The 13,516-nt window shown below is 74.6% G+C and carries 10 protein-coding genes; 5 read left to right on the forward strand and 5 right to left on the reverse strand.

Annotation, left to right across the window (positions count from 1 at the left end; all coding sequences use genetic code 11):
- Window positions 1-59: 59 nt before the first annotated feature.
- The 5 genes from orn to FYW95_RS26460 form a co-directional block, all read right to left on the reverse strand.
- Entirely contained in the window at window positions 60-710 is a 651-nt protein-coding gene (orn, locus tag FYW95_RS26440) for an oligoribonuclease (RefSeq protein WP_159940104.1), read from the reverse strand.
- A 79-nt stretch (window positions 711-789) separates the two neighbouring features.
- Window positions 790-2,451: a DUF2510 domain-containing protein gene (locus FYW95_RS28760; protein ID WP_159940106.1), complete on the reverse strand. Its 1,662-nt coding sequence runs from the start codon at window positions 2,449-2,451 to the stop codon at window positions 790-792.
- Window positions 2,452-2,550: 99 nt separating this feature from the next.
- Window positions 2,551-3,168: a hypothetical protein gene (locus FYW95_RS26450; RefSeq protein WP_236567586.1), complete on the reverse strand. Its 618-nt coding sequence runs from the start codon at window positions 3,166-3,168 to the stop codon at window positions 2,551-2,553.
- Window positions 3,169-3,367: 199 nt separating this feature from the next.
- Window positions 3,368-5,119: a substrate-binding domain-containing protein gene (locus tag FYW95_RS26455; protein ID WP_159940107.1), complete on the reverse strand. Its 1,752-nt coding sequence runs from the start codon at window positions 5,117-5,119 to the stop codon at window positions 3,368-3,370.
- A 414-nt stretch (window positions 5,120-5,533) separates the two neighbouring features.
- The gene (locus tag FYW95_RS26460; protein WP_159940109.1) at window positions 5,534-7,270 is read right to left on the reverse strand and encodes a substrate-binding domain-containing protein; all 1,737 of its coding nucleotides are present in this window, start codon (window positions 7,268-7,270) and stop codon (window positions 5,534-5,536) included.
- A gap of 390 nt (window positions 7,271-7,660) precedes the next feature.
- Here FYW95_RS26460 and FYW95_RS26465 point away from each other — a divergent pair, with 390 nt between their 5' ends.
- The 5 genes from FYW95_RS26465 to FYW95_RS26485 all read left to right on the forward strand — a co-directional run bounded on the left by FYW95_RS26465 (window position 7,661) and on the right by FYW95_RS26485 (window position 13,227).
- Window positions 7,661-8,248, forward strand: coding sequence for a hypothetical protein (locus FYW95_RS26465; protein ID WP_159940111.1), 588 nt, complete (start codon window positions 7,661-7,663; stop codon window positions 8,246-8,248).
- A gap of 114 nt (window positions 8,249-8,362) precedes the next feature.
- Window positions 8,363-9,181 (forward strand): TrmH family RNA methyltransferase, encoded by an 819-nt coding sequence (locus tag FYW95_RS26470; protein WP_159940113.1) that lies wholly within the window; start codon window positions 8,363-8,365, stop codon window positions 9,179-9,181.
- A gap of 63 nt (window positions 9,182-9,244) precedes the next feature.
- Window positions 9,245-10,177: a 2-hydroxyacid dehydrogenase gene (locus FYW95_RS26475; RefSeq protein ID WP_159940115.1), complete on the forward strand. Its 933-nt coding sequence runs from the start codon at window positions 9,245-9,247 to the stop codon at window positions 10,175-10,177.
- A gap of 35 nt (window positions 10,178-10,212) precedes the next feature.
- Complete coding sequence (locus FYW95_RS26480; protein WP_159940117.1) at window positions 10,213-11,892, forward strand: bifunctional 3'-5' exonuclease/DNA polymerase; 1,680 nt, start codon at window positions 10,213-10,215, stop codon at window positions 11,890-11,892.
- 156 nt (window positions 11,893-12,048) lie between these two features.
- Complete coding sequence (locus FYW95_RS26485) at window positions 12,049-13,227, forward strand: C40 family peptidase (RefSeq protein ID WP_201295057.1); 1,179 nt, start codon at window positions 12,049-12,051, stop codon at window positions 13,225-13,227.
- The last annotated feature ends 289 nt before the right edge of the window (window positions 13,228-13,516 follow it).

Below are 13,516 nucleotides of genomic sequence, written 5' to 3' on the forward strand. Positions count from 1 at the left end.
CTCGGCCTTGCGGCCCCGCGTACGTATGAAAGCTTAGCGGACTCCGGGGAGTGCTTCGATCAGTTTTCGTCCGCGTCGTGCTCGGCGGCCCGCTCCCGGGCCTGGAGCCCGGTGCCCCCGGCGGCCACCTCGGCGGCGATGGCGCGGGCGGTGGCCGAGCTCGGGCCGGGCTCGGGGACGAAGGCCGCGGCGCGGTAGTAGCGCAGCTCACTGATGCTCTCGGTGATGTCGGCCAGCGCCCGGTGCCCGCCGTTCTTCTCCGGGCTCGCGTAGTACACGCGCGGGTACCAGCGGCGCAGGAGCTCCTTGATGGAGGACACGTCCACCATCCGGTAGTGCAGGAACTCGTCGAGGCGCTTCATGTCCCGGGCCAGGAACGTGCGGTCGGTGGCGATCGAGTTCCCGCACAGCGGGGCCTTGCGCGGCTCGTTCACGTACCGGCGGATGTGCTCCAGGACCATGTCCTCGGCCTCGTGCAGGCTCACGCCCTTGTCCAGCTCCTCCAGCAGCCCGGAGCTCGTGTGCATGTCGCGGACGAAGTCGCCCATCCTGTCCAGTGCGGCCTGCGGGGGCTTGATCACCACGTCCACACCCTCGTCGAGGATGTTGAGCTCCCCGTCGGTGATCAGACAGGCCACCTCGATCAGAGCGTCGCTCTCGAAGTCCAGGCCCGTCATCTCGCAGTCGATCCACACCAAACTGTCATTCATAACGGTCAGCTTAGGGGTTCGGGCGGTACGCCGGTGATGGCGAAGGGGCGGCCGGACACCCGTCCGACCGCCCCCGGAATCAGTCCCAGACCCAGCTGTCCGAGATGCCCTGGGGCGCGCCCACGGCGAAGATCTCGTACATCCAGTCCCACACGTCCCAGAACTGGAGGTAGGCCAGGAACCCCAGGACGAGGAGGACCAGGATCAGCATGAGGCACCCGCACCCGCAGCCGCCGCGCTTCTTCCTGGGCCGCGGCGAAGCCCCGTAGGGCTGCGGCGGCGGGGGCTGTCCGGGGCCCGGCTGGCCCCACTGGGGGCGCTGCGGCCCGTAGCCGCCCATGGGAGGATGCCCGCCGGGCCCTCCGGCCACCGGACCGGGGGTGGTCGGGAACCCGGGCCGCGGGCCGGGGCGGCCCATCGCACCCGGAGGCGGCTGGGGGACCCCCTGCGGCGGGCGGCCCATCTGCTGCGGGGGCGGGAACCCGGGCGGGGGGAAGGGCGGGGGCTGCTGGTAGCCGTGCTGGGGGCCCGAGGGCGGGTGCTGGGGGCCGGAGGGGCGCTGGGGCGCGAACCCGCCCTGCTGCGGCCCGGAGGGGGCCGCGGGCGGCGCGGAGTACCCGTGCTGCGGCCCGGAGGGCTGGGCGGCCGGGGGCTGCCCGGGCTGCTGGGGTCCGGCCTGCTGTCCCGCGGGCGGCCACGGGGGCGCCTGCGGGGCGCCGCCCTCCGGCGCGGCCGGGGGCTCGGGGTTCCTGGCGAGTTCCTCGGCGCGGCGCTGGGCCTCCTCCGCCCGCTGGCGCGCCTCCTCCTCGCGGCGCCTGGCCTCCTCCTGGAGTTCGGCCTCCTTGCGCCGCCGCTCCTCCTCGCGGCGCTTGGCGGCCTCCTCCTCGGCCTGGCGGCGCTGTTCCTTGCGCTCCTCGGACAGGTCTGCCCAGCCCTCCTTGAGGTTGCCGAGGAACTTGTTGAGCTTGCCGCCCTTGCCGTCGCCCTCCTCGCCGGCGCCCCCGGAGAGCGTGGGGTCGTCGGGGTCGAACACCGCGGTGCGGGGGGTGTCGGCGGAGCCGGGCTCGAACACCGCCGTGCGGGGGGTCTCCTCGGAACCGGGCTCGAACACGGCGGTACGCGGGGCCTCCCCGGAGCCGGGCTCGGACACCGCGGTGCGGGGGGCCCGTTCCTGGATGGCGTCGTCGGTCAGGTTCGAGGTGGGGATCTCGTCGTCGGTGAGGTCGGCGGTGGGCAGCTCGTCGTCCGACCGTCCGGGGGGAGAGACGCGCATGGTGGCGTCGGCGGGGGAGGCGTCGTCCTCAGCCGCGCTCCGCGCCCAGGAGGGGTCCACGCGCACGGTGCGGGGTTCGTCGTCCACGGGGGGCTGGGGGGAGTCCTGCGCCCAGGAGGGGTTGATGCGCATGGTGCTGGGCTCGTCGTCCGCGGGGGGTTCGGGGGAGGCGCCCCGGGCCCAGGAGGGGTCGATCCGCACGGTGCTGGGCTCGTCGCCGATCGGGGGCTGGGAGGCGGCGGTGGAGGGGCCCAGCCGCACCGTTCCGGGGTCCTCGTCCTCGGGAGGGGAGTCCCTCCGCCCGGGGCCACCGAGGTCGGTGGTGGCCTCCCCGTCGGCGGGGGCGCCGCCCTGGAGTTCGCTCAGGGACCGGGTGTGCCGCGTCCACCCGTTACCGTCCCACCATCTGAGCGTCTGCGCGTCGCCCTGCGGGTCCGCGTACCAACCCGGCTCGATAGATCCACCCATGGGCGACAGACTAAGGGGTTTCGGACCTGGGCTGAACCAGTGGTTCCGCGTTCGCCGTGCTGACCGGTTCGCGGCGTTTTCTCCTTCGCTCCGGTGCGGTCATCCGATCGCCGAGGGGTGCGGCGCGCGCCCCTGCCCCGGAACCAGGTGTTCCGGGGCCGGCCCGGCGGACAGCAGGCGCGCGGTGTCCAGGGCGCCCGGGCCCGCGGCGGAGGAGCCGGGCACCTGGTCGTGGCCGAAGTGGCCGCCCCGGGCCCACAGGCGCGCCGCGTCCTCCGCCACGGCCGTTCCGGGCGGCCCGGCGGGCCAGGCGCGCTCGATCCCCCAGGAGTCCAGCCAGGCCAGGATCGCGGCCAGACCGTGCATCGGGCCGTCAGTGAAGGGGGTGTCCCGGGGGGAGACCACGGCCACCACCAGGCACACGCGTCCCTCCTGCCCGTGGTCGAGGTAGCGCCCGTGCAGACGGGTGCCGCCCAGCGCCAGCCGACCCCGGCGGGTGGCCGCCATGGTCTGCACGATCTCACCGCTGAGCGGGTCCCACACCAGGTGCGCGGCCCGCTCCTCGTCCACCAGCCGACGGGCCTCCTCGCGGGCCGAACGCTCGCGGGGGTCGGATCCGGTCACCGTCCACACGGCGCGCGGCGCGCCGATGCCGGGAGGTGTCCGGGTGGTGTCGCCGTCGAGCCGTTCGGCTCCGGGCATCCACGCCTGCGCCATGGCCTTCCCCCTCCGGTCGTCGTGCGCTCCGCCTGGACGTGCCCCGGGCGGTCGCTCCCCGGCTCCTTTCTGGGTACGCCAACACAGCGGGGAAGTCCATAGCCCCCGCTCGGAGGACAGGGACTTGTCACCGCCCCGTGGACCGGACGGCGACGGGCCGCGGCGCCACGCGCCGCGGCCCGCTTTCGGCCCCCGCGTCCTACTCGGTGCCGTTCCCGGAGATCCGCAGGGAGAACGCCTTGAGGAAGATGTCACCGATCTCGGTGGGGTCCTCCGTCATGTACGCGGCGCCGCCGGTGGCCGCGGCGATCTCCTGGAGCGGCTCCAGGTTCTGCACGTCCGGCCCGAACGCGATCGTGATGATCGGGATCGGCCGCGCCGGGCTCGCGATCTGCTCGATCTCCGTGAGCAGGCCGTCCAGTTCCAGTCCGCCGGGGTTGTCGTTGTCCCCGTCCGTGAGCATGAGGATCACGTTGGTCCGGTCCGGGCGGTAGGTGCTCGACATCTCCTGGTAGGCGGCCAGGTAGGTGTCGTACAGGGCCGTGTCCCCCTGCGGCAGGGGCTCCAGCGAGGCCAGCGCGCCCGCGAGGACGTCCCGGTGCGGGGTGCCGTCGTCGGAGCTGGCCTGCAGCTCGCGGATCGGCGCGATCTCCTGGTAGTGCAGGCCGTCGTTGACGTTGGTGGAGAACTTCCACAGCCCCAGCTCGGAGGTGTCGGTGAACATCTCCAGCCCCCCGGTGGCGGCGGCGCTGGCGACCTGCATCCGGGTCATCCCGGTGCCGGGCACCTCGGCCAGCATCGACCCTGACACGTCCACGATCGCGAGCACCCGGGAGTCCATCTTGAGCTGGTTCCAGGAGCGGATCAGGTCGCTGGTGGCGCCCTCCGACGGGGTGGGCAGTTCGGCGGGGGCCTCCTCGGAGAAGCCGATCTCCTCGGTGAGCACGGAGGTGTCGATCTCGCCCTCCGGACCGCGGAAGCCCTGGGAGAGCAGGCGCTCCCGGGCGCCCTCGCCGCGTACCGCCGCCCGGAACTCCTCGGCGGCCCGGACGATGTCGCTCTCCTCGCTGCGCACCACGTAGGGGTAGTCGAGGTAGTAGGTGCCGCCCTCCAGGTAGCTGGCCCGCGCGGCGGAGTCGCCGTGCGCGGAGTTGTACCGCCACACCGCCTGCTCCGACATCACCATCATGGGCGGGGCGTCGGCGGTGCCGCCGCTCAGGGCGAGGAAGGCGGCCTCCTCGTCGGGGGAGGCGCCCTGGTGCAGGGCCTGCAGCGCGGCGGTCATGTGCGCGTTGAAGGTGTCGGTGTCGGGGCTGGCCTCCTCCAGCGCGCCGTGCAGCAGGTAGAGGGTGCCCAGGCCGGTGGAGCTGCGCGCGGGGTCGACCACGCGGACGCTGGGGCCGTTCTCCTGGCCCGGCGCGCTGGTGGGGACGACGTCCATCCAGGTGCCGGGGTCCTCGCCCTCCTCGGCGAACTCGGCGAGTTCGGCCAGGACCAGCGGGGAGCGGGCCACGGAGGTCCCGGTCTCGGTGACGACGGCGTCGCCCGCCTGGCTCTGCACCAGGCGCGGCCAGACGGAGGAGTCGGGGATCCACACGTGGGAGTCGGTGTCGCCCATGGTGGCGCCCGCGCCGGTGATGCCGAAGGCGACGTTGGCGGAGTCGACCTGGCGCACCTGCGCGTACACGCAGCGCCCGTCCACCGAGTGCTCCTCGGCGTTGAACTCCGAGGCGACCTCGTCCAGCGCCGGGGCCAGCTCGGGGCTGACCGCCACGTCCAGCGTGAGGTCGGAGCCGCCGCAGCCCTCGGAGCTGTTGAACATGTAGACGCCCGCCGCCGTGAGGCCGAGCACGATCACCAGCGCGGCGGCCAGTGCGGCGAAGGCGCCGCCGCGGCCGCGGCGGCGCCGACGGGAGGGTTCTTCTGCGTATCTTCCGCGGTGACGTCCCACAGCTTTCCTCACGGGGTGGTGTACGGACGGATCCCGTACAGGGGGAATGTGGTGGCACGGTGCGGGCGGTACGGGAGCTGCCGTCCGCCCCGGTCCGGCGGACGGGCCGACCACACGTGCGTTACTGGTGGGAAACGGTACTCAACGGTGCAGACCGAGAAAATGCCCTGGGAAACGGTCACGCCTCGGGGGAACGGGCCGCTCTCTGGGGTGAACCTGAGCACAGGGCCGGTTACCTCGGGGTATTCGACCGGTTCCGCGCACACCCGCTCCCTGGAAGCGGACAGACCGAAACCCGATTCCGATATCCAATCGAGATCGCTCCGAGCCGGACCGGAGCCCGTGCGCGGCCACCGGTCCGCACCGGCCGCCCGCCGGGGACCGCACCCCTCCGGAGAGCGCGGCCGGGCCGCCTCAGCTGTCGCAGTCGGGCACGCACAGGCGCCGCGAGATGGAGCTGAGGAAGATGTCGCCGATCTCCCCGGGGTCGTCGGTGACGAACAGCGAACCGCTGGTGGCCTCCGCGATCTGGCGCAGCTCCTCCTCCTCGGCCTGGGAGCCGAAGGCGATGATGAACATGCTGACCGGGCGCCGGGGGTCGAAGCGGTCCTGCAACGCCGCCACCAGCTCCCCGTGGGAGATGTCGCTGGAACCCTCGTCCTGTCCGGCGGTCAGCAGGATGACGCTGTTGATCTTGTCCTCGTCGTAGTCGGCCAGCACCTCGCCGTAGGCGTCCAGGATGTTGTCGTACAGGCGCGAGCCTCCGCCCCGGACCCCGATCTCCTCGGCCACCCGGATGAGCTCCCGGCGGCGGGTGGTCCCGTCCCCCTCCTCGGCCGCGCCCAGCGGGTGCAGGTCCGCGGCCTCCTCACGGCCGTCGACGCCGTAGGCGTCCGACATCAGCCACAGGCCCATGTCGGTCTCGTCGGGGAACAGGGACAGGCCCGTGAGCGCCGCCTGTCGGGCCACCTCCATCCGGGTCGGACCCCCGTTGAGGTCCTCGGCCATGTTCTCCGAGGTGTCGGCGAGCACGAGGGTGCGGCTGGGCATCGACAACCGGTTCCAGTCGGTGACCGAGGCCAGCAGCGCGTCCCCGGTCAGGTCCCCGTGCGTGGAAGGCCGCTCCGCGGTCAGTCCCGGCTTGCCCGCCAGCTCCGGGGAGGCCGAGCCGTCGGGTTCGCGAAAGCCCAGCTCCCGCAGCCGGGAGCGGTGGGCGTCCCGGCGCAGCACCTCGTACAGGCCGGCCGCGGCCGACCGCAGCGCGGGCGCGTCGGTGGTGGTGACGTAGGGGTAGTCGAGGCTGACCGTGCCCTCGGCGGGGTAGTGCGCCTCCAGCGGCGGGGCGGAGTCGGCGCGGCGGGCGTTGTAGGACACCACCGCCTGCTCGGGGACGACGACGAGCGGGTCCACGCGCTCGCGGGAGGCCGCCGAGCCGGTGTGGAAGGTGGTGAGGTCGATCTCGCCGAACGCGCTGTCGAGCTGCACGTCGCGGACGAAGTCGGTCATCGCGGTGTCGGCGTCGTCGCCGCTGCCCAGGTGGCGGCGGACGGCGTGCATCACGGTCATGCCGTCGGCGCCGCGGTTGGGGTCGACCATGACCAGCGGGCGCTCGGGGTCGCGCTCGCCGGGCAGGACCAGCGTCCAGCTGGTGTCCTCGGGATCGGGCATGCCCTCGGCGCCGGCCGGGGCGGCCAGGACCACCGGTGAGCTGGCCAGCGAGGGAGGGTCGGTCTCGATGCCGTGCGTGCCGCCCTCCGACACGCGGGCCAGCTCGACCCAGGCCGAGGACTCGGGAACCCATACGTGCGGGGCGATCGTGGAGTCCGCCGACCGGCCGCCCGCCAGGGCCGCCATGATGCGGTGCGGCGCGATCTCGTCCACCTGCGCGTACACGCACGCACCGTCGTAGCGGGGCTCGTCGGCGTTGAACTCGGTGGCGGCCTCGCGCAGCACGGGCGCCATGCTCTGGGTCGCCGACACGCGCAGGTAGCGGGTCTCGCCGCAGCCGAGCGCCCGCAGCCCCACCGGAACGGCGATCGCGGCGACGGCGATGAGCGCGACGGCGATCGCGGTCAGCGCCAGGGGCGAACCCGCCACCCTGCGGGTGGTCTCGGCGGTCGGCGAGGCGAGTCGGTGGCGTCCACTGGACACGGGCACTCCGGGGGCGTAGCTGGACGTCGGCTCCCTCGGTCGTCAGCCGCCCGAGAGGCCGGTGCGCGGGCGGCGGCCGAGGGTGATCTCCCGCACCCGCGGCGGGCCGGGGCGAACCGCCGCGCGTCCGGCCGCGTCCCACGGGGTGGAGGACGGACGACCGATGTACGAACGATTGCCCCACCGGACCTTACTCGTTGGTAACGCACCAGCGGAAGAGCTCGGATCCGCCCCGGGCGAGCCTCGGAGGCCCGGACGGGGTGACCGCTTTGTTACCGTGCATGCCGGGGAGTACGCAAGGCACCCCGCTAGGCTGTTGCCCCCGCATCCGCTCCAGACCCACAGTCCCCTGTGGATGCCCCATGACACCGACCCCCGAGGGTTTTTGGCATGTCCCCATCGCATCGTGACCACCGGAGCCACGGCACGCTCGGCACCGCCCTGCTCGCCGGCGCCTGCTGCGCCGGGGCGGTCGCCTACGGGCTGATCGTCGCTCCGTCGATGCTGCCCCCGCAGGACGTGCAGACCACCACCGCGATGACCGCCCAGGTGGGACCGGACACCGAGGAGCCCGAGGAGCAGCCCGAACAGGGGCCGGTCGGATTCCTGCAGGTCCAGGTGAGCGATCGCGACCGGGCCTGGGTGCAGACCCTCTCGTGCACCGGGAACCTGGAGGAGGACTCCGAGGTCTGCGCCGAACTCGCCCGCGCCGCCGAGGACTTCCACAGCGACACCGGCGGGACCGTCGGAGCCGGGGAGGGGGAGGACACCGGGGAGTCCGACCTCGCGGGGAGCGCGATGCTGTTCACCGAGGTGCGCGAGGGCACCGTGTGCACCGACAAGGTGTACGGCCCCCAGGAGGCCGCCATCGTGGGCACCTGGGAGGGGCAGGAGATCGACACGACCCTCACCCGCAAGGGCTCCTGCGAGGAGGCCCGCTGGCAGCGCCTGCGCCCCCTCACCGACCAGATCAGCTGAATCCGGGCGCGGGTCCCCGTCCCCGTGACCCGTCCGCCGCGGCCCGCACGGCCCGTTCCGCGCTCCGGCGCACGCCGCGCGCGGCCGGCGCGTGACCGGCGATAATCGTTGCCCATGGACGCCATCAAGGTCAGCGATCCCGGGGATCCCCGCCTGGCCGACTACACCCGCCTGCGCGACGTCAACCTGCGCCGTCACCTGGAGACCGAGCACGGGCTGTTCATGGCCGAGGGCGACAAGGTGATCCGCCGGGCCGCCGCGGCCGGGTTCGCGCCGCGCAGCTTCCTGCTCACCGAACGCCGCGCCGAGGCGCTCGACGACGTGGTCCGCGCCTCCGCCGCGCCGCTGTACGTGGTCAGCGAGGACACCGCCCGCCAGCTCGTCGGCTTCGACCTGCACCGCGGCGCGCTCGCCGCCTTCCACCGCCGCCCCCTGCCCCCGCTCGGGGACGTGCTGGCCGAGGCGCGCACCATCGTCGTCCTGGAGGACCTGGTGGACCACACCAACGTGGGCGCCATCTTCCGCAGCGCCGCCGGACTGGGCGTGGACGCCGTCGTGCTCGCGCCCCGCTGCGCCGACCCCCTCTACCGCCGGTCGGTCAAGGTTTCCATGGGAGCGGTCTTCACCCTGCCGCACACCCGCATGGACGACTGGTACGGCGGCCTGGACACCCTGCGCGCCGCCGGGTTCCACCTCATGGCGCTCACCCCGGGCGAGGGCTCCCTGCCCATGCGCGACGCCATGGCCGCGCTCAACCCCGGCGACCGCGTCGGGCTCCTGCTCGGCACCGAGGGCGACGGCCTCTCCTCCCGCTGGCTGGAACGGGCCACCGCGCGGGTGCACATCCCCATGGCCGACCGCGACGTGGACTCCCTCAACGTGACCGCCGCCGCCGCGATCGCCTGTTACGAGCTGGCGCGCGCCTCGGCGTGAACCCGTGCCGACCGCACCGCTAGGGTGACGGCGAGGACGAAGCGAGGGAAGGGGCCAGGGGGAATGGGCGGCCGAGCGCTGGTGCAGTGGGAGCACAACCGGGACAACGCCCCGGCCTCCCTGACGGTGGACCTCTACTCCGGGGGAGCGGCCCCCGCCGACGTCCTGGACGAGGTGGCCTTCTACCAGGTGCCCTACGCCCCCTCCACCCAGGGCGCCGACGAACGGCTCGACGTGATCGCGCGCATGCCCTCGCTCCGGGTGGTCCAGCTGCTGTCCGCCGGGTACGAGCACGTGCTGCCGCTGCTGCCCGACCACGTGACCCTGTGCAACGGGCGCGGCCTCCACGACGCCAGCACCGCCGAGCACGCCCTGGCCCTCATCCTGGCCGCCCAGCGGGACCTGCCCCGGTGGGCCCTGGACCAGCGGGACCGGCGCTGGGCGCCCCGCCCGGTCTCCTCCCTGGCCGACCAGAGGGTCGTGATCGTCGGTTACGGCAGCATCGGCCGGGCGGTCGAGCGCCGCCTGCTGCCCTTCGAGGCCGAGGTCGTGCGTGTGGCCGGCCGCGCCCGCCCCGGCCAGGACGTGCACGGGGCCGACGAACTGCACGCCCTGCTGCCCGACGCCGACGTCGTCGTGCTGGTCACCCCGCTCACCGAGGCCACCCGGGGCCTGTTCGGCGCCGCCGAGTTCGCCCTGCTGCCCGACGGCGCGCTCGTGGTGAACGTGGGCCGCGGACCGGTGCTGGACACCGACGCCCTGCTGGCCCAGAACGGCCGCGTCCGGGCCGCCCTCGACGTCACCGACCCCGAGCCCCTGCCCGCGGACCACTCCCTGTGGGAGGCGCCCGGGGTCCTGCTGACCCCGCACGTCGCCGGGGGGTCGGCCGCCTTCTACCCGCGCGCCCGGGCCTTCATGGACATCCAGCTCGCCCGCTGGGCCGCGGGGGAGGAACTGGCCAACGTGGTGCGCCCCGGAGCTCGGACGGAGCGCTAGCCCGGACTGTCGGTGGAGGGGGCGACACTGGGAGGATGCGGATCGCGGTGGTCGCCGACGGCGAGGGCGGCGGCTGGCTCCGGGAACTGGGCCCGGCCCCCGGCCCGGTCCGCCGTGTCCCCGACCTGGCCGCCGCCGTCCGCGCGGCCGAGCACGCGTGGCCCGAACCGCCCCGCTGGGTGTGGTCGGCCGGCGAGGACCTCTACCCCGACCTCGTCCGGGCCGGGGTGCGGGTCGCGCGCTGCCACGACACCGCCCTGACCGAGGCCCTCCTCCTCGGGTACGACGGCCGCCACGGAGAGGCCGCCTCCCTGGGCGCGGCCTGGGCCCGCCTGCACGGGCTCCCGGTCCCCGACGACCCGGTCCGCCCCCTCGGCGAGGGCACCGCCGCCCAGCCCGCCCTCTTCGAGGCCGACCGCTCCACCCTGCCCCCGGGCACCGACCGCCTCGCCGCCCTGGCCGAGGTCCACGACGACCAGCTGCGCCGCATCGCCGCGCTCCCCGAACCCGGGCGCATGCGCCTGCTCGCGGCCGTGGAGTCGGCGGGCGGGCTCGCCGCGGCGGAGATGGGCCACGACGGCCTGCCCTGGCGGCCCGACACGCACGACGAGATCCTCACCGAACTCCTCGGCCCCCGGCCACCGGCGGGGCGGCGCCCGCCCGTGCTCGCCGACCTGGTCACCCGGATCAGCGAGGCCGTCGGCCGCGAGGTCAACCCCGACTCGCCCGCCCAGGTCCTCAGGGCCATGGCGTGGGTCGGCCACCCGGTGGAGTCCACCCGATCCTGGGTGCTGGAGAGGGTCGACCACCCGGTGGTCCCCCTGCTGCTGCGCTACAAGGAGCTCTCCCGCCTGCACGCGGCCAACGGCTGGGCCTGGCTGGAGACCTGGGTGCGCCGGAGGCCCGGCCCCGACGGCCGGACCCTGGGCCGCTTCCACCCCGACTACGTGGTCGGCGGGGTGGTCTCCGGCCGCTGGGCCACCCGGGGCGGCGGAGCCCTCCAGATTCCGAGGTCGGTCCGGCGGGCGGTGGAGGCCGACCCCGGCTGGGTCCTGGTCCGCGCCGACGCCGGCCAGCTCGAACCCCGTGTGCTCGCCGCGGTCTCCGGCGACGGCGCCCTCGCCGCCGCGGCGGCCGAGGAGGACCTCTACGCGCGGCTGGCCGCGCAGGTGGGCGGGGACCGCCAGCGCGCCAAGATCGGCATGCTCGCCGCCATGTACGGCCAGACCTCCGGGGACGCCGCGCCCCTGCTGGCCACCATGCGCCGCCTGTACCCGCGCGCCCTGGAGTACGTGGACGCCGCCGCGCGCACCGGGGAGGCCGGGGGCGTGGTCCGCTCCTGGCTGGGCCGCACCTCGCCGGTCCCGCCCGGCTGGGAGGCCGCCGTCGCCGGGGCCGGCGGCGAGCGCCGCCGCCGCGCCCAGGGGCGGTTCACCCGCAACTTCGTCGTGCAGGCCACCGCCGCCGAGTGGGCCCTGGTCCTGCTCGCGGCGCTGCGCCAGCTCCTGCCCGCCATGCCCGAGGGCGCGGGGATCGTCTTCTTCGTCCACGACGAGGTGGTGCTGCACGTGCCCGCCGACATGGCCGACGTGGTGGTGCGGGCGGTCGCCGGCGCCGAGGCCCGCACCCGCGCCGTCCTCTTCGGCGACACACCGGTGCGCTTCCCGCTCGCCCCGGTCGTCACGCGCAACTACGCCTCCCTCACCAACGGTTGAACCTCCGGGACGTGGACGTTGGATATCGGAGCGCGTGGGCTTCTTGCAAAGTCGTCCCGGTACGCCCATTCTTGGATCCGGACAAGTTGTCGACAGGCCGTGCGCCGCAGGGGTTCCCCCGCCCCCGGACGGCTCACAGAAAGGTGAGATCCCCCCGTGCGGAGCCGTTTGAGAACGTGTGCGGGCACCACCGCGGCCGTGGCGGTCGCCTTCACCGCCTTCGGAACCTCCCCCGCCTGGGCGGACCCGGTGGTGGAGCAGCGCCCCCCCATCAGCGAACAGCTCGCCCAGGACGCACCCAGCGGCACCGACCCGCGCCAGGGCGCCGGGTCGGGCACCGGCCGCACCCCCGACGTCTCGCGGGTCTCCGAGCTGCGGCGCGACGCCTACGTGGCCCCCTTCCGGGAGGCGCGCACCGTCGAGTACTTCGCCGTCGCCCCGCACACCCTGCCCCGCGGGGCCGTCTCGGCGGTCCGCGCGATCGAGGGCGTTCGGAGCGTCCTGACCGTGGACGCCGCCCGCGTGGAGATCGACGGCGAGCCCACCTCGGTCCTGGGCGTGAACCCCTCCAGCTTCCGCAACCACGCGCCCGAGCCCTCGGCGGAGTCCGACGAGATCTGGCAGGGGGTGGCCGAGGGCCACATCGCCCTGTCCAACGACGTCGGCACCGCGCGCGGCCTGGAGGTCGGCGGCCGGGTCACCGTCGCGGGCGGCCGGGGCGAGATCCCCCTGGAGGTGTGGACGCACGCCACCTCCGGCATCGCCGGGATCGACGCCCTCGTCTCGCGCCAGCGGGCCGCCGAGCTGGGCATGCCCGAGGGCAACGCCCTGGTGGTCTCCGCTCCCGAGGCCGACCTCTGGGAGCTGCACGAGGCGCTGGCCGAGGCCCTGGGCGAGGAGGTCTCCCTCCAGCTCGTGGCCGACGCCCCCGAGCCCCTCGTCTCCGGCGACGCCGTGCCCTCCTCGGTGATCGAGCAGGTCATCGCCAACGCAGAGAGCCAGCTCGGGGTCCCCTACGTGTGGGGCGGCACCACCCCGAACGTCGGGTTCGACTGCTCGGGCCTGCTCCAGTGGGCCTTCCGCGAGGCGGGCGTGTCCATCCCCCGGGTGACCCACGACCAGTGGAACGCCGGGGAGCGCGTGGCCTTCGACGACATCCAGCGCGGCGACCTGCTGTTCTGGCGCTCGGACCCCACCGCCCCCGACTACATCTCGCACGTGGCGATCTACCTGGGCGAGGGCATGATGCTGGAGGCGCCCCGGACCGGGCTGAACGTGCGCGTCACACCGGTGCGCACCTCCAACTACGCCGGTGCGGTGCGCGTCAACACCTGATCCGGCCCGAGGACACCGCCCCGCCCGGCCGTGCGCCGGGCGGGGCGGTCGGCTGTCGGGCTCCGGGGCGCACGCGCGGCGAGCCGGCATTCCAGGTACTACATATGTACACGGAACCGACCGCGTGCGTTCTCCCGCCGCGGGGCCCGGCGGGGCGGCGGGCGGTCCGACGGGCGCCGCGTGAACGCGCACCGGCGGAGGGGCCGGAGAACGAGAGCGGGCCGTGGGGGGGGCGCGGCCCGGACCCCCCCCCCCCCCCCGCGCACCGGGTGCCGCAAACACCCCCCCC

Source organism: Nocardiopsis sp. FR4 (genome assembly GCF_009830945.1).
Classification (GTDB): Bacteria; Actinomycetota; Actinomycetes; order Streptosporangiales; family Streptosporangiaceae; genus Nocardiopsis.

Coding starts and splice junctions, on each gene's coding strand:
- orn (WP_159940104.1), bottom strand. CDS start 710: ATGAATGACAGTTTGGTGTGGATCGACTGCGAGATGACGGGCCTGGAC.
- FYW95_RS28760 (WP_159940106.1), bottom strand. CDS start 2,451: ATGGGTGGATCTATCGAGCCGGGTTGGTACGCGGACCCGCAGGGCGAC.
- FYW95_RS26450 (WP_236567586.1), bottom strand. CDS start 3,168: ATGGCGCAGGCGTGGATGCCCGGAGCCGAACGGCTCGACGGCGACACC.
- FYW95_RS26465 (WP_159940111.1), top strand. CDS start 7,661: ATGTCCCCATCGCATCGTGACCACCGGAGCCACGGCACGCTCGGCACC.
- FYW95_RS26470 (WP_159940113.1), top strand. CDS start 8,363: ATGGACGCCATCAAGGTCAGCGATCCCGGGGATCCCCGCCTGGCCGAC.
- FYW95_RS26475 (WP_159940115.1), top strand. CDS start 9,245: ATGGGCGGCCGAGCGCTGGTGCAGTGGGAGCACAACCGGGACAACGCC.
- FYW95_RS26480 (WP_159940117.1), top strand. CDS start 10,213: ATGCGGATCGCGGTGGTCGCCGACGGCGAGGGCGGCGGCTGGCTCCGG.